Origin of the sequence: Staphylococcus sp. HMSC072H03, from assembly GCF_001809305.1 — a bacterium.
Classification (GTDB): Bacteria; Bacillota; Bacilli; order Staphylococcales; family Staphylococcaceae; genus Staphylococcus; species Staphylococcus hominis.
The window spans coordinates 163117-179290 of record NZ_KV796914.1 but is presented as its reverse complement, the minus strand read 5'-3'; the positions used below and the strand labels follow the sequence as shown (position 1 = coordinate 179290).

Annotated in this window: 14 protein-coding genes; 9 read left to right on the top strand and 5 right to left on the bottom strand. The window is 31.8% G+C overall.

Annotation, left to right across the window (positions count from 1 at the left end; genetic code table 11):
- Positions 1-68 precede the first annotated feature (68 nt).
- Together HMPREF2578_RS09625 and HMPREF2578_RS09620 are read right to left on the bottom strand one after the other, a co-directional pair.
- Entirely contained in the window at positions 69-2456 is a 2388-nt protein-coding gene (locus HMPREF2578_RS09625; RefSeq protein WP_017175087.1) for a heavy metal translocating P-type ATPase, read from the bottom strand.
- 134 nt (positions 2457-2590) lie between these two features.
- Positions 2591-2797 carry a hypothetical protein gene (locus tag HMPREF2578_RS09620; RefSeq protein WP_017175086.1) on the bottom strand — a complete coding sequence of 69 codons (207 nt, stop codon included), beginning with the start codon at positions 2795-2797 and terminating at the stop codon, positions 2591-2593.
- Between the two features lie 190 nt (positions 2798-2987).
- Here HMPREF2578_RS09620 and HMPREF2578_RS09615 point away from each other — a divergent pair, with 190 nt between their 5' ends.
- The 3 genes from HMPREF2578_RS09615 to HMPREF2578_RS09605 all read left to right on the top strand — a co-directional run bounded on the left by HMPREF2578_RS09615 (position 2988) and on the right by HMPREF2578_RS09605 (position 7279).
- Entirely contained in the window at positions 2988-3857 is an 870-nt protein-coding gene (locus HMPREF2578_RS09615) for an SDR family oxidoreductase (RefSeq protein WP_019835151.1), read from the top strand.
- Between the two features lie 94 nt (positions 3858-3951).
- The gene (locus HMPREF2578_RS09610; protein WP_017175084.1) at positions 3952-4545 is read left to right on the top strand and encodes a sugar O-acetyltransferase; all 594 of its coding nucleotides are present in this window, start codon (positions 3952-3954) and stop codon (positions 4543-4545) included.
- Between the two features lie 226 nt (positions 4546-4771).
- Positions 4772-7279: a glycosyltransferase gene (locus HMPREF2578_RS09605; RefSeq protein WP_070508427.1), complete on the top strand. Its 2508-nt coding sequence runs from the start codon at positions 4772-4774 to the stop codon at positions 7277-7279.
- A 43-nt stretch (positions 7280-7322) separates the two neighbouring features.
- Here HMPREF2578_RS09605 and HMPREF2578_RS09600 read toward each other — a convergent pair whose 3' ends face one another.
- Complete coding sequence (locus HMPREF2578_RS09600; RefSeq protein ID WP_048681963.1) at positions 7323-8273, bottom strand: NAD-dependent epimerase/dehydratase family protein; 951 nt, start codon at positions 8271-8273, stop codon at positions 7323-7325.
- A gap of 270 nt (positions 8274-8543) precedes the next feature.
- Between HMPREF2578_RS09600 and pruA the strand changes: the two genes are divergently transcribed.
- The 4 genes from pruA to HMPREF2578_RS09580 all read left to right on the top strand — a co-directional run bounded on the left by pruA (position 8544) and on the right by HMPREF2578_RS09580 (position 12733).
- Complete coding sequence (gene pruA, locus HMPREF2578_RS09595; RefSeq protein WP_070508426.1) at positions 8544-10088, top strand: L-glutamate gamma-semialdehyde dehydrogenase; 1545 nt, start codon at positions 8544-8546, stop codon at positions 10086-10088.
- A 218-nt stretch (positions 10089-10306) separates the two neighbouring features.
- Positions 10307-10534: a FeoA family protein gene (locus HMPREF2578_RS09590; protein ID WP_002449375.1), complete on the top strand. Its 228-nt coding sequence runs from the start codon at positions 10307-10309 to the stop codon at positions 10532-10534.
- Between the two features lie 4 nt (positions 10535-10538).
- Complete coding sequence (feoB, locus tag HMPREF2578_RS09585) at positions 10539-12533, top strand: ferrous iron transport protein B (RefSeq protein ID WP_070508425.1); 1995 nt, start codon at positions 10539-10541, stop codon at positions 12531-12533.
- Positions 12534-12544: 11 nt separating this feature from the next.
- Entirely contained in the window at positions 12545-12733 is a 189-nt protein-coding gene (locus HMPREF2578_RS09580) for a FeoB-associated Cys-rich membrane protein (protein WP_017175079.1), read from the top strand.
- A 71-nt stretch (positions 12734-12804) separates the two neighbouring features.
- On the opposite strand, the gene HMPREF2578_RS09575 is transcribed toward HMPREF2578_RS09580, so the two are convergent.
- Entirely contained in the window at positions 12805-13353 is a 549-nt protein-coding gene (locus HMPREF2578_RS09575) for a TetR/AcrR family transcriptional regulator (protein ID WP_070508424.1), read from the bottom strand.
- A gap of 326 nt (positions 13354-13679) precedes the next feature.
- Between HMPREF2578_RS09575 and HMPREF2578_RS09570 the strand changes: the two genes are divergently transcribed.
- Both HMPREF2578_RS09570 and HMPREF2578_RS09565 read left to right on the top strand, forming a co-directional pair.
- Complete coding sequence (locus HMPREF2578_RS09570) at positions 13680-14144, top strand: hypothetical protein (protein ID WP_017175077.1); 465 nt, start codon at positions 13680-13682, stop codon at positions 14142-14144.
- Positions 14145-14295: 151 nt separating this feature from the next.
- The gene (locus HMPREF2578_RS09565) at positions 14296-14817 is read left to right on the top strand and encodes a methylated-DNA--[protein]-cysteine S-methyltransferase (protein WP_017175076.1); all 522 of its coding nucleotides are present in this window, start codon (positions 14296-14298) and stop codon (positions 14815-14817) included.
- 120 nt (positions 14818-14937) lie between these two features.
- Here the strand turns inward: HMPREF2578_RS09565 and HMPREF2578_RS09560 are convergent, their stop codons facing one another.
- Entirely contained in the window at positions 14938-16104 is a 1167-nt protein-coding gene (locus HMPREF2578_RS09560; RefSeq protein ID WP_048762255.1) for a hydroxymethylglutaryl-CoA synthase, read from the bottom strand.
- Positions 16105-16174: the final 70 nt, after the last annotated feature.

Below are 16174 nucleotides of genomic sequence, written 5' to 3'. Positions count from 1 at the left end.
TTCATAATGACTATACCCATATTTTACGCTTTTTAAATTTTTATGAAAGTATAAAGCTTAAAATTCATTTATAATTTCATTCGTTTTAGACGTAATGCATTAGTTACAACGCTTACAGAACTTAATGCCATCGCTGCACCAGCAATCCATGGAGCGAGTAAGCCCATAGCAGCAATAGGAATACCAGCAGCATTATAACCGAACGCCCAAAAAAGATTCTGTTTAATATTTCGAATCGTTTTATGACTTGCGTGAATAGCTTTAGGTACTAAGGCAATGTCTCCACCTAAGATAGTAATATCAGCTGCTTCAATTGCGACTTCAGTACCTGTTCCCATGGCAATACCAATATCTGCTTGAACTAAAGCAGGTGCATCATTAATACCATCGCCAACCATCGCAACGTTCTCACCTTTATCTTGAAAATGAGCAACATGTTTAGCTTTATCTTCCGGAAGAACGTTGGCGATAACATGATCAATACCAACTTCATTTGCAATAGCTTGAGCTGTAGAGTGGTTATCACCTGTAATCATTACCGTACGTAAATCCATGTCTTTTAGTTCTTGAACTGCAACTTTGGCTTCAGATTTAACAGTGTCTGCTACAGCGATATAACCACGTAATATCTGATCATATGCAATCAACATGACAGTTTGTCCTTTTTGTTCAATTTGGGTAATTTCATCTAATAAAGATGCTGTATCAATATGATGATTTGACATTAATGATCGGTTGCCTATGAATAATGTCTTATTATTGATTGTAGCTTTAATACCATGACCTGGTAATGTTTCATAGTGCTCTATATTTGTTAAAGTAAGCTGTTTTGTTTTAGCGTACTTAACAATCGCGGTTGCCAAGGGATGTTCAGAATTATTTTCAGCAGAAGCTACATATTGTAATAAAGTATCATCACCTTTAAAGTAAGTCACTTCTGGTGTACCATGTGTCAATGTACCCGTTTTATCAAATACAACTGTATCAATTTGATGAGTACGTTCTACATATTCGCCACCTTTAAACAAGATACCTTCTTCTGCTGCACGTCCTGTACCAACCATTATAGAAGTTGGCGTTGCAAGTCCTAATGCGCATGGACAAGCAATGACTAATACAGAGATCATGGCAACGAGTGCATCTTCAAATTGACCAGGATGAACGAAGATAATCCATATGATAAAAGTGAGTACGGCAATACCAATAACAATAGGTACGAAATAGCCAGAAATTATATCTGCTAAACGTTGAATAGGTGCCTTTGAACTTTGCGCTTCTTCAACTACTTTAATAATATTAGATAAAGCAGTATCTTGACCTACTTTTGTTGCTTGAACGGTAATGACACCATTTTTATTTAGTGTTGCACCAATCACTTCATTATCAACGGTTTTATCTATAGGCATGGATTCTCCAGTTAGCATAGATTCATCTACTGTTGTTGTCCCTTTAATGACTTTCGCATCTACTGGGATTTTTTCTCCTGGTTTAACAAGTAATGTGTCTCCAACTTGAACATTTTGAAGCGGAACCATTGTTTCTGTTCCATCATCTTTAATAAGACGTGCTTCTTTGGCTTGTAAATTTAATAATTGATTTAAAGCATGTGTTGTTTGTGATTTTGCACGTGCTTCTAAATACTTGCCAAATAAAATTAAAGTGATTAAAACAGCACTGGTTTCAAAATAAAGGTGGGGCTGTGTGTTTGAATCTAATAACCATTTACTCATTTCGTAAATACTATAGAAATAAGCTGCACTAGTACCAAGTGCTACAAGAACATCCATATTGGCACCACCATTACGTAAATTCTTGTATGCGCCAACATAAAATTGCCATCCTATAATAAATTGAATGGGAGTGGCTAAGATAAATTGAAACCAAGGGTTCATAAATATTTCAGGTAACGGTATATTAAATAAATGAACAAGCATAGTTAAAAGTAATGGAAAAGCTAATATTGCTGAAATAATGAGTTTATTACGTTTTCTTTTTAATTCTTGAACTTTACGAGAAGCTTGTTCTTTTTTTGATTGTTTAGGTTTAGCATCATAGCCGAGATGTTGTATTCGTCCAATGAGCGTATCAACATCAGTTTGACCTGGATAATAATCGATCGTTGCTTGTTCTGTGGTTAGATTGACTGTTGCTTGCTTAACGCCTGTTGTTTTATTTAATACTTTTTCAATACGATTAGAACAAGCGGCACACGTCATACCTATAACGTCTAGTTCACTTTTATCTGTTTCAACGTCATATCCTAATTTTTGGATCGTTTCAATAAAATCGCTTACTTCATATTGATCATTAGGATAATCAATGGTTGCTTTTTCAGTTGCCAGATTCACTTGAGCATGAACGCCATCTATTTTATTCAATCGTTTTTCAATACGATTAGAACAAGCGGCACATGTCATACCAATGATATTCAAGGTAATTTGATGATTTTGAGTCATATTTTCGTCCTCCTACCATCTTCAATATACCCCCTTAGGGTATATTAGTCAATGACCTTGCTTAATAAAAAAAGAACAACGTTACTCTAAATAAAATGAGTATATTGTTCTTTTATTCATGATAGCTATGAATATTAAAAGAAATCAGATGGTTTAAAATGACTTAAATCTAAATCTTTAAAATTATTGAAATTTGGGTGAGTGATAGATTGTATAAGTTCACCACTTTTAGCTTCATTATAGTATTGGTTAGCTTCATTCATTAAATCATGATCTTGAACTGTTTTTACAAGCCCTAAAATGATAAGAATAGTAATGATACCCTTTAGAATGCCTTTCATATTGTAACACTCCTTTTTTATCTCTATATGAGTCATTTTTAGATTAATTATATTATAAAGATTCTATGTTAAAATTTCATGCATCTGTAGTATGGACTTTATATCATTCAAAAGTAGTAAGTGTAATCATTTTGTTTTAAAAATTAAAGAAATGGGAACGGTTAAGTAAATAAAGAAGGAGTGAAGATGTATGGACTTATTAGATTTTCATAAAAAAATTAAAGGTTATACACAAGAAAAACAACCAGGTTCTGAAAAAGACATGGATCCTAGACCTATTGCTGAAATGGAAGAATACAAAGCAGGCGGTAAACTAAAAGGAAAAGTCGCATTAATTACTGGTGGTGACTCCGGTATTGGTCGTTCAGTAGCGATTTTATATGCCAAAGAAGGCGCTGATGTAGCTATTGGTTATTATAATGAACATGAAGATGCTGAAGATACTGTCAATCGTTTAAAAGAAATCGGCGTTAAAGCAAAAGCATATTCTCATGATTTAAAAGATGCTGATCAATCAAAAGAACTTATTGAAAATGTTGTTAACGATTTTGGTGGTCTCAATATATTAGTAAATAATGGCGGCGTGCAATTTCCTAATGAAGACTTTTTAGATATTAAACCAGAACATTTCAATGAAACATTTAAAACAAATATTTTTGGGATGTTTTTCTTAACACAAGCTGCAGTACCTCATTTAAGTAAAGGTGATGCAATTGTTAATACAACAAGTGTAACGGCTTATCGTGGTTCTGGTCATCTTATTGATTACTCAGCAACGAAAGGTGCTATTGTGTCGTTCACACGTTCTATTGCAACATCATTGATGGAAAAAGGAATTCGTGTTAATGGTGTAGCGCCAGGTCCAATTTATACTCCATTAATTCCATCAACATTTGATGAAGATAAGGTAGAAAATCAAGGTGGAGATACACCAATGGGTCGACGTGGTCAACCTGCTGAACTTGCGCCAGCTTATGTATTCTTAGCAAGTTATGCAGATAGTTCTTATATTACAGGTCAAATTATCCATGTTAATGGTGGCGACTATATTACGTCTTAGTATGTAGTACTTATGAAGATAATAAAGTATTCTGTCTACGTATAGCGTAGGGAGAATACTTTTTATATTTATAAAAAGAAAAGAGGAAAAGATAATGACTGAAAAAGAAAAAATGTTAGCACACGAATGGTATGATGCAAATTTTGATGAGGAATTAAGAATGGACAGACAGCGTGCTAAAGACTTATGCTTTGAATATAATCATACGCGACCTAGTGATAGAGAAAAACGACAAGCGATTTTAAAAGAATTACTTGGCTATGAAGCGAAACAACTTTCAATCAGCAGTCCATTTGACACAGATTATGGTTGGAATATAAAAGTTGGAGAAAACGTGTTTATCAATAGCAATAGTTATTTAATGGATGGTGGTGGCATTACGATTGGCGATAACGTCTTTATAGGACCATCATGTGGACTATATACAGCACATCATCCACTCAATTATCAAGATCGTAATAAAGGATGGGAATTGGCAAAACCTATTCATATAGGAAGTAATATTTGGTTTGGTGCGAGTGTGACAGTTACGCCAGGCGTTTCAATTGGTGATGGCTCAGTTATTGCAGCAGGTAGTGTTGTAACAAACAATATTCCACCGAATAGTTTAGCTGCTGGAGTGCCAGCAAAAGTGATAAGAACGATTGACCAAAATGAAACAATAAATATGCCTAATCATTTTGAATAATATAGTAACCAACCTTTAAGTAGGAACACGTATACTTAAAGGTTGATTTTTTATATAAAATAACAATGTGTATTGAAATTAAATATTTATTATATAATATAATTAAATGATATAATTGTAGAGTGCTGAATGTGTGTATTACTATATGTGCATCATTGAAATCGTTCAATTCATTTTAATGAAACAACTTAAGAGAAATAAAAGCAACTTAGAAAGGATAATGAATATGACACTTAAGACATGTCTTACAAATCAATTAAGACGTAAATTGAATTTTTTATTTACGCCAATACAAAGAAAAAATAAATCTGCTTATACAAGTAAAGTAATGACTTACGCTAAATATTATAAAAAGAATAATGTTAAGGAATATCAGATATTATATCAAGTGAGAGATGGAAAAAGTATCACAGATAGTCCATATGCAATATTTAAAAGTTTAATTCAGCAACCTCGTTATCGTAAATATAAACACATATGGGTAGTAGATCATAACGAAACATTGCTATTTTATAAAGCAAGATTTAAGCACTATAAAAATGTAGAGTTTGTTATTAAAGAATCAAGAGAATATTTGAAAGCATTAACGGAGAGTAAGTATTTAATTAATAATTCTACTTTTCCATCCTATTTCATTAAAAAGCCAAAGCAAATCTATATCAATACATGGCATGGGACACCTTTAAAATATATGGGATTAGACATTGAAAATAGTCTATATGGTTCTCAAAATATTATTAAAAACTTTTTAAGCAGCGATTACTTAATTAGTCCTAATCACCATACGACGACGATTTTTAAACGAGCCTTTAGACTTGAAAATATTTATGGTGGAGAATTTTTGGAAATTGGATATCCTAGAATCGATTTAACTTTAAATTCAAATCGAAAAGACATGATTAGCGAGTTGAATCATTATCTTCATATTAGTAAAGAACAAAGTATTTTATTGTATTGTCCAACTTGGAGAGGCGAGGATGTCAATGCACCAGAGGCAAGTTTAAATCATATCGTTGAAGAAGTTGAAAAACTTAAACATCATCTAGATTATCAAGTATTAGTCAAAGTACATCCTTATTTATATAAAGACGCGCTTAAAATAAAACGTTTAAAACCTTATTTAATTCCTGATTATTTTGATACCAATGAAATATTAGCGATCGTTGATTTAATGATTACAGATTATTCAAGTATCTTCTTTGACTATTTAGTAACCAATAAACCGATTGTCTTCTATACTCCAGATTTGGATGAATATCAATCATCACGAGGTATGTATATTGCTAATCGTGACCTACCTGGTCCTGTCGCTCATCATATTGAAGATGTGATTACAGCGATTAAGCAAAAAGTATATGATGAAGATTCAGTGAAGAAAAAATATCAATATTTTAAAAATCAATATACCTATCTAGATGATGGAACTGTTACTGAAACACTTATTAACATACTATTTGAGGGTAAACGTAAGCGTCCTAAACGTAAGATCTGTGCTAAGAAAAGAGTGTTAATTTATCCTGGTGGTATGAAAAATAATGGTATTACAACGTCTATCATTAATTTATTAGAAAATGTCGATTATGAAACATATGACATTACATTGTTTACTAATAAAAGTAAAAATCTTGAAGTTTTAAATAACTTAAATAGTATTAATAAGAACGTTAGAATTATTTTGAGAGTACCTCCATTAGCAGCATCATTGAAAGAAACGTATAGGATCGATTTCGTAAGACAGAGAGGATTAAAAAGTACGTTAGAGCATTTGATATATCCGAAGAAAGTATACGAAAGAGAAATACGAAAAGTATTAGGTCATAGCCAATTCGACTATGCGATTGATTTTAGTGGGTATTCTATGTTTTGGGCTAATTTAATTTTAGCAACAAAAGTAAAACGTAAATTGATTTATTTACATAGTGATATTAAAGCAGATATGAAAAGAAAAGTTAACGGTGTTAAAATACATTATCAAAATTTAAAAGGTGTACTCTCGCTGTATAGGCAATTTGATCAATTAGTATGTGTATCCGATGCTTCTAAAGATCAAAATAAACAGAAGATGAATGATAAATCATTGAATAAGAAATTTGTCACTTCCAGAAATGTGATTAATTTGAATAAAATCAATCAATTAAAATTAGATGACTCTGAAAAATTTGAAAAACAACACCAATCCGTACTCGTACGCATCAATAATGGAGATATAAGTTCAGTACCATTTAAGGAAGACGATTTCAAAATTGTAACTGCAGGACGATTATCACCTGAAAAAGGCTTCGACTTACTTATTGATGCATTTAGTAAAGTACATGTCAGTCATCCGCATACAAAGTTATATATTATGGGGGAAGGTCCTATCCGTGTTCAATTAGAACAACAAATAAAAAGGTTGAAATTAGAAAAACATGTCTTTTTATTAGGTCAAAGGAAGAATCCATACTATATCATGAAACAAGCAGACGTCTTCTGCTTAACGTCTCATTATGAAGGACAATCAATGGTATTACTTGAAGCATTAACTTTAAAAGTTAATATTATCGCGTCAAATATTATAGCAAACCGCTATGTACTCGGTAATGGTAAATATGGTACTCTTGTGAGTCATGATGTTGATGATATCACCGTCGCATTAGAACAGTGTATTCAAAAACAACCATCTCAATATGAAGTGTTTAACGCACAAGAATATAATCAATTAGCACTTAAAGAATTTTATAAACTACTCAAATAGTAAAAAACGGTTAGCATATTAATAAAAGCTAACCGTTTTTCTATTAAATAGTGATGTTGTTATGTTTATTATAAGTCAAATAAGCTGTAATACCTTCTTCAATACTATATTTAGGTTTGTAACCTAATGATTTAAGTGGGGTAATGTCAGCACAAGAATGTTTAATATCTCCAAGACGTGGAGCTTCAAATTGATAAGGTATATGATAATCAAAGCCATTTTCAAACGATTTAAAAACAGCTTTCAAATTTGTTTGTGTTCCTGTGCCTACATTATAGATAAAACCATCCGTTAGAGTAGTATTAAGAACAATTGATATAGCATTGATTAAATCATCGATATAAACAAAATCACGTGTTTGTTCACCATCTCCATAAAATGTAAAGGTTGAATGATTTAAAAACTTAGTATTCATAATAGAAATGACTCCTGAATAATCAGATGTTGGATTTTGTCTAGGACCGTAAATATTAAAGAACCTTAGACAAGTACAAGGAATTTGATATAAATGATTATAAATCTTAGCATATTGTTCTCCAGCGTACTTTTGAATAGCATATGGAGATAATGGAAATGGTTTAGATTGTTCTACGGATTTAGGTAAATCGGGTAGATGACCATAAATAGCTGCAGAAGAAGCAAATATGACTTTTTTAATATTTGGATTATATGTTCGAATTGCTTCTAATATATTGACAGTAGCATCTATATTAATACGATTGGATAATTCTGGCTTTTCGATAGTTTCTACTACACTCACCATAGCAGCTAAATGAATGACAAAATCAAATTGTTCTTTTTGTATTAACTGTGTTACAAATTCAAAATCGGTGATGTCTTTAATATAAATATGTTCATTGTTCACAAAAGGTATATTCTTTAAAAAACCGGAACTTAAATTGTCAATAACATGTACTTCTGTGTCATGTTTCATAAAATATTCTGCTACATGGGAGCCAATAAAGCCTGCTCCACCAGTGATAAGTGCTTTCATATATATACTTCCTTTTCTAGATGTCGGTTAATTGTGTTGTGATTATTATACTTTATTTTATTTAAATTATAAATTATTTATATAATAGAGTGTATTGATAGGGCTACATTAGTATTTGAATAAAAGGTCAAACAAACAATTTTGTAAGCGGTTGCAAATGAAGGAGTAAGCATAGTAAAATGAAGTTAATGATAGAAAATATCATGATTAAGAAACAAAGGGTTAGAGAATGAATTTAAATACTTAAAAACATATAGGGGGTAATGAAGTATGGTAGTACCTTTCAAAAATGAACCTGGTATTGATTTTTCTGTACAAGAAAATGTTGAAAGATTTCAAAAAACGTTAGAAAAAGTAAAACATAGTTTAGGTAAAACGCTTCCTATTGTCATTGATGGTGAACATATCATTAAAGATGATACATTCGATTCAATTAATCCAGCGAATACATCTGAATTAGTAGCTAAAGTGTCAAAAGCGACAAAAGACGATGTAGATAACGCATTTGAATCTTCAAACAAAGCTTATGACGCATGGCGTAAATGGTCACACAAAGATCGTGCTGAATTAATGCTTCGTGTCGCAGCAATAATTCGTCGTCGTAAAGAAGAAATTGCAGCAGTCATGGTGTATGAAGCGGGTAAACCTTGGGATGAAGCAGTTGGAGATGCGGCTGAAGGTATTGACTTTATAGAATATTATGCTCGTTCAATGATGGAACTTGCAGATGGTAAACTGGTCTTAGATCGTGAAGGTGAACACAATCAATATTTCTATAAACCGATTGGTACAGGTGTAACCATTCCACCCTGGAACTTCCCATTTGCAATTATGGCAGGTACAACATTAGCACCAGTGGTTGCAGGTAATACAGTGTTATTGAAACCTGCTGAAGACACAGTGCTTACTGCATATAAACTGATTGAAATTTTAGAAGAAGCAGGCTTACCTAAAGGTGTGGTAAACTTTGTGCCTGGTGATCCTAAAGACATTGGTGACTACTTAGTTGATTCTGTGCATACACATTTTGTGACATTCACAGGGTCTCGTGCAACAGGAACACGCATTTACGAGCGTAGTGCAGTTGTGCAAGAAGGTCAAACTTTCTTAAAACGTGTGATTGCTGAAATGGGTGGTAAAGACGCGATTGTAGTAGATGAAGGTGTAGATACAGACTTAGCTGCACACTCTATTGTAACGTCAGCGTTCGGATTCTCCGGTCAAAAGTGTTCAGCATGTTCACGTGCCATTGTGCATAGTGCTGTTTATGATGAAGTCTTAGAAAAAGCAATTGAGTTAACAAAAGATTTAACAATAGGTAATACTGTCAATAATACATTTATGGGTCCTGTTATTAATAAAAAACAATTCGATAAAATTAAAAAATATATTGAAATTGGTAGTAAAGAAGGAAAAATTGAAATTGGTGGAGAAGTGGATGATTCAACAGGTTACTTTATCCATCCAACAATCATTTCAGGATTAACATCTTCTGATCAAGTGATGCAAGAAGAAATCTTTGGCCCTGTAGTTGGCTTCACCAAATTCGATAACTTTAATGAAGCCATTGATATTGCAAATGATACAGATTATGGCTTAACAGGAGCGGTCATCACAAACAATCGTGAACATTGGATTCAAGCTGTAAATGAATTTGATGTAGGTAACTTATATCTAAATCGTGGATGTACTGCAGCTGTTGTAGGTTACCACCCATTTGGTGGTTTCAAAATGTCAGGTACAGACGCTAAAACAGGCAGTCCTGACTATTTATTAAACTTCTTAGAACAAAAAGTCGTATCAGAGATGTTCTAACATAACTAAGTGGTAGGTGCTGTGGAAAGTCGAATTCGTTCGATTTTCCATAGCTTTTTTTATAGTCTAAATAAGAAAATAAATACGCTAAACACTGTATGAATCGTATATAAAATTTATGAAAAATGAATAAATAAATGATTGTAAAAGTAAGTGAAAAAGGTTATCATTTAAGTGTTGAGAATGATTATTAATTACAAATAGAAAGTGTGACTGGAATGATAAATGTAAGCACTGCATCAAAAGATAAAAAGTATGTAGTTAAACAAATTGATATTCAAAATAAAAATATGCTATATCGTTTAGGTGCCTTTGGCTTAAATGTAGGTAGTAAAATCAGTATTAAACAAAAGTGCTTGTTAAATGGACCAAGTGTTGTTGAAATTAATGGCCAATGTGTAAGCATTCGTCAACGTGATGCACGTTTAATTATGTTAGAGGAGTAAGCCTATGCACGAAAGCTTCTGTATATTAGGTCATCCAAATGTAGGAAAGACATCATTGTTTAATGCACTAACCGGTTCGTATGAATACATTGGAAACTGGAGTGGCGTTACAGTTGAAAAGAAAGTTGGACAATTAAAGAAAGATATTGGCAATTTAATCGATTTACCGGGTATTTATGATTTATCACCTATTTCTAAAGATGAAACAATCGTCACAGACTATCTGATGACAAATACATTTACAGGTATGATTAACATTATTGATGCCAGTCAATTAAAGAGAAACCTTCAACTTACAATACAATTAATGGAATTAAATGAACCTATTATCATTGGATTAAATATGGTAGATGTGGCAACGCAAAGAGGTATTAAAATTAAATATGAAGGTCTAATGAGAAAACTGAAAGTACCTGTATTTCCCATTGTTGCTCGTAAAGGAAAAGGTACGGAGGAATTGCTAAATGAATTGTCTTTTTTAAATCCAAAAGAAAAACGTAACTTCAAAATCAGTTATGGTAAAGAAACTGAAGATGCGATTAAGCAAATGACTTCTATCATTCAAGCACATACAGAATATCCTTCAAAACGTTTACGCTTTATAGCAATTCAGTATTTATTAGACAATCCGGAAATCGAGCGAGAACTACCTTCAGTCATTTCCGAACAAATTGAACCTATTAAAGAGAAGTTAAGTCAACACTTAGATATATCAATACGACAACATATTGAAATAATTCGAAATCAATACATTGATCGTCTATTAGATGGTGTCGTTGAATATCCGAATGAAGAACAGCAATTTTTAACTGAAAAACTCGATAAAATAATAATGAATAGATACTTAGGTATTCCAATATTTCTAGTCATTATGTGGCTGATTTTTCAAACGACCTTTACTTGGATAGGAACACCATTATCAGATCAGCTCGATGCTTTCTTTAGCGGACCGCTCACAGACTGGTTAAAGGCAGGCATGCATTATATACATGTTGCGCCATTTCTACAGAATTTGATTACAGATGGTATTGTAGCTGGAGTAGGTTCAGTCTTAGTATTTGTGCCACAAATTATTGTATTATTCTTCTTTATTTCACTTTTAGAAGATTCAGGATATATGGCACGAATTGCAGTTTTAATGGATAGAACAATGGAATCAATAGGATTAAGTGGTAAATCATTTATTCCAATGATTATTGGATTTGGTTGTAATGTACCTAGTATTATGGCAACACGGAGTATTGAAAATGAAAAAGAAAGACTCATCACTATTTTAATTGCACCTTTCATGTCATGTTCGGCGCGATTGCCAGTATATGCTATTTTTGTAGGAGTATTTTTTGAAAAGTATCAATCTCTTGTAGTGCTAAGTTTATATGTATTAGGAATTGTAGTGGCATTAATTGTAAGTACATTACTTAACAAGTTTATTCTTAAAAGTGAGAATTCCGTATTTATTGTAGAACTACCTACATATAGAGTGCCATCAGTTAAAACGTTATGGAGAAGTACTTGGGAAAAAGCAAAAGGATTTGTTAAAAAAGCAGGTACATTTATTTTTGGTGGTTCTGTAGTCATTTGGGCATTGAGTTACATCGGTCCTCATGGGGTGAATGTACAGATTGATGAAAGCTTCATGCATAGTATTGGAGAATTCTTTGGACATCTAATTGCTCCATTAGGATTTGGTAGTTGGCAAGCAGGCGCTACGTTAATTCCAGGATTCTTAGCCAAAGAAGTCATTGTAAGTTCTATGGCTATCCTGTATTCTTCTAGTGAAGGTGGTTTAGTGAATGTCATTCAACAACAGTTCACACCTTTATCTGCCTATGCCTTTATGATTTTTATATTATTATATGTGCCATGTATTTCAACTGTTGCAACAATTCGTAAAGAAACAACATCATGGAAATGGACACTTACAGCATTAATTTATCCAATTTTTACAGCGTATATATTAACATTTGCATTTTATCAAATAACAAAACTATTTATATAAGGATGATGACAATGACTTTATTAATAAACGTAATCATTTTTGTTGCTATTTTTGGTTACGCTGCGTATACATTATATAAATTCTTTAATCGCTCTACTCAAGGAAAATGTGGTGGTTGTGATACAGATTGTAGTTGTGATATTAATGCATCTAGCGAGTTAAATGAATTAAAATTAAATCATATAAAAAACAATAATTAATAATAAATAAAACCCGTTGAATTAATTCGACGGGTTTTATTTACTAAAACGATATAACGATTGTTTGATCATTAATTAATCGTTTTAATATTAACTAATTTATGAAAAATTTCATCCATTTCTTTAGGTGTAAGTGTTGTCTTCTCATTTTTTTGCCACTCTAAAAAACCATCTATAATTGAACCAAAAACATAGAAAACTAAGCTTTTAGGAATGGTTTCTTCAAGTGCTATCCGATCCATATTTTCATAAAAATCATTTTTGATAATATCTATAAGAAACTGATTTCTAACTTTGTTGTATTCATTATCTTCTTCTTGCATGTATTCGATTCTAGACAATGTTTCACGATTTAATGAATTAGACAAAACTTGAAACGGACGATTAATACGTTCCTTAATATCAATTGCAAAGTAATTTTTTCCAATGACTTCAAGTAAATAGACGAGTAGTTCATATTTATCATAAAAGTGTTTATAAAATGTAGTACGATGAATACCAGCATTTTCACAAATTTTATGAACTGTAATAGAAGAGAAGGGTTCTATTTCTAGTAAAGCATATAAACTACTCGTTAACGCTTTCTTAGTCTTTATCACTCTTAAATCTTTATCATTCATGTCTTTCTCCCCTAACATGTAAACTATAAAATATTTATATAGAGATACATAATATATGATTATAGAATAGAAATATCTATAAATAAATAGAGAATAACTAATAAATTATAATTTAATAAAAGAAATGATTTTTTATGTTTAGCATTAAATAATTTACAATATAGAAAAGTTTTAACTAGGATGAATAGGGTATACAAAATTTAAAGAAATTAATTAGAATTATAAATAAAAATTAAAAAATTATAGAAAAATAGTATTCTTTATAGAATGATTCAATGTTAATTCGATAAAAGATAAAAATACTCTATACTGGAGGATGGTATAATATGAAAGGTAGTAAAAGATTAGATCAAATTAAAGAAGATAATAAAAAGCAACTTAAAAAATTATTTAAGTATGACAAAAATAATGCTTTATCATTTAGTAAACAAGATCGTGAAAAAGTTCAAGATAAATTTGGTGTATATGTTATTTTTGATAAAAAAACACCAATATTTGTAGGTCAAACTGGAGGATATTCAACAGGTTATCAACCTATTACGAAAGACTTATTTAATAAAATGGGACAATATAACTTAAAATCTGGTGTAGGCACAACAAAATTTAAAAAAGGCTTAGCTCAACAAAAAGGTGTAAGCGAAGACGATATTAAATCAATCACAGCTGAAGATTATGGATTAAAATTCCAATATGTAAATGTGAAAGATGAGCCAGCGTTTATCAATATATTAGAAATTTTAGCATTAGAATATGCTAAAGATAAAGGTTATGAATTATATAACTTCAATTAAGAATTATTGTGTTATTAAAATAAACTTAGTATTAAAAAGTTATTAATAAATGTGTCAGAATGGATTAATGGGAGCGAGAAGAGGAATTCAAATGAATTCAGTCTCGCTTCTTATTTTTTATTACAATACAATAGAGTAAGGAGGAAGCTATATGTCTTATTCAATGCTTTATCAATCTCCAGTAGGTAATTTAGAAATCATTACAGACGGAGAAGTAGTGACGCAATTAGAATATTTATATCAATACACACATTTACGTTTTCCTACAAATCATGAATTATATATTTTTAAAAAAGTAAAACGATGGCTTGATGACTATTTCTTAGGAAATAATCCAGAGATTGATTTTCCTTTACAACCTCATGGTACACCTTTTCAACAAGAAGTATGGGCTTATCTTAATACGATTCCATATGGAGAGCTTACTACTTACGGAACGATTGCCAAACATATCGGTCAATTATTAAACAAACCAAAAATGTCTGCACAAGCTGTAGGTGGAGCGGTAGGAAAAAATCCAATTTCTATCATCATTCCTTGTCATCGCGTTGTAGGAAAAGATGGTAGTTTAACAGGATATGGTGGAACAATTGATAATAAAATTAAATTGTTAGAAATTGAAAATGTGAATATGAGTCAATTATATCGACCATTATACACAACTAAACCATAAATAAAAGGCGCCTAAGACATAATTCGTTGTCTTAGGCGTTTATAATGTGTTGGGGAGATGGGATGACGAATTCATTTTGAGTTCGTCGTCCCATCTTTTTTAATATCTGAGTGATATACATTATTCAGGAGAATGATAATATCTAATATCATCTTCAATGTTTTCTAAATAAAAGATATTTTTATCGTTTTCTACGTTTTCAATCTCATGATCGAAAGATAAATCATCAAAACGTCTGAAGAATGATTCGTATTCTTTTACAGATACTTCTTGACGTTCATTTAATAAAGCTTGATGTGCTTTTTTATCTAAGTGTTGTTCAAAACCTTCCACTACTGTGGCGCTAAAGAATTCTCCCACAGACCCAGAACCATAACTAAAAAATCCAATTGTTTGCCCAGGAGTTAAAGTTCTGTTTTCAAGTAATGAAATTAAGCTTAAATAAAGTGATCCAGTATATATATTACCTACATAGCGATTATAGTATACAGCATCTTCATAACCAGACGTTAATCGAGATTGAGTCGTTTCATCAGTATCATTAATGATAGAATCTAATGCTTTTTTGCCCATTTTAGTAAAAGGCACGTGGAAACATAATGATTCAAAATCGGATAATGATTTATCTTCACGACGTGCATACTCTTTCCAACTTTCTTGGAATGATTCAATATATGCGTCTTTTGATAACGCGCCTGCAACAAGTGGATATTTATGGCCAGTCGGTCTCCAGAAATCATACACATCTGCTGTATAAGCAACAGCATCATCGTTTAATTGTAAAATACGAGGCTGATGTGAAATTAACATTGCCACTGCACCAGCACCTTGTGTAGGTTCACCGCCTGACTCGATACCATAACGTGCTGTATCACTTGCAATGACCAATACTTTTTCGTTAGGACGGTTTGCAAGATAATCTTTAGCAAGTTGAATTGCAGGTGTAGCTGCATAGCAAGCTTCTTTCATTTCAAAACAACGTGCAAAAGGTTGGATATTTAATAAATGATGAATTTGAACTGCTGCAGCTTTAGCGTTGTCGATAGCAGATTCAGTAGCAACGATAACCATTCCAATATGTTTTTTATCATCTTCTGTTATAATATCTTTAGCAGCATTGGCTCCCATTGATACAATATCTTGAGATACTGGACTTACTGCCATTTGTGTTTGTCCAATCCCAATTAAAAATTTGTTTGGATCAACTTGACGAGCTTCTGCAAGCTTCGCCATGTCTACATAGTATTTAGGGACATAAAAATTGATTTTATCGATACCTATATTCACAGGCATGTCATCCTTTCGAATAGTCTAATTTTAACAATACAATACTCTGTATTTTACCAAAATAAATTAC

Bases quoted from the DNA above. Each gene is read 5' to 3' on its own strand.
- HMPREF2578_RS09605 (WP_070508427.1), top strand. From the start codon at position 4,772: ATGACACTTAAGACATGTCTTACAAATCAATTAAGACGTAAATTGAAT.
- HMPREF2578_RS09620 (WP_017175086.1), bottom strand. From the start codon at position 2,797: ATGAAAGGCATTCTAAAGGGTATCATTACTATTCTTATCATTTTAGGG.
- HMPREF2578_RS09565 (WP_017175076.1), top strand. From the start codon at position 14,296: ATGTCTTATTCAATGCTTTATCAATCTCCAGTAGGTAATTTAGAAATC.
- HMPREF2578_RS09610 (WP_017175084.1), top strand. From the start codon at position 3,952: ATGACTGAAAAAGAAAAAATGTTAGCACACGAATGGTATGATGCAAAT.
- HMPREF2578_RS09625 (WP_017175087.1), bottom strand. From the start codon at position 2,456: ATGACTCAAAATCATCAAATTACCTTGAATATCATTGGTATGACATGT.
- HMPREF2578_RS09600 (WP_048681963.1), bottom strand. From the start codon at position 8,273: ATGAAAGCACTTATCACTGGTGGAGCAGGCTTTATTGGCTCCCATGTA.
- HMPREF2578_RS09580 (WP_017175079.1), top strand. From the start codon at position 12,545: ATGACTTTATTAATAAACGTAATCATTTTTGTTGCTATTTTTGGTTAC.
- feoB (WP_070508425.1), top strand. From the start codon at position 10,539: ATGCACGAAAGCTTCTGTATATTAGGTCATCCAAATGTAGGAAAGACA.
- HMPREF2578_RS09575 (WP_070508424.1), bottom strand. From the start codon at position 13,353: ATGAATGATAAAGATTTAAGAGTGATAAAGACTAAGAAAGCGTTAACG.
- pruA (WP_070508426.1), top strand. From the start codon at position 8,544: ATGGTAGTACCTTTCAAAAATGAACCTGGTATTGATTTTTCTGTACAA.
- HMPREF2578_RS09590 (WP_002449375.1), top strand. From the start codon at position 10,307: ATGATAAATGTAAGCACTGCATCAAAAGATAAAAAGTATGTAGTTAAA.
- HMPREF2578_RS09570 (WP_017175077.1), top strand. From the start codon at position 13,680: ATGAAAGGTAGTAAAAGATTAGATCAAATTAAAGAAGATAATAAAAAG.
- HMPREF2578_RS09615 (WP_019835151.1), top strand. From the start codon at position 2,988: ATGGACTTATTAGATTTTCATAAAAAAATTAAAGGTTATACACAAGAA.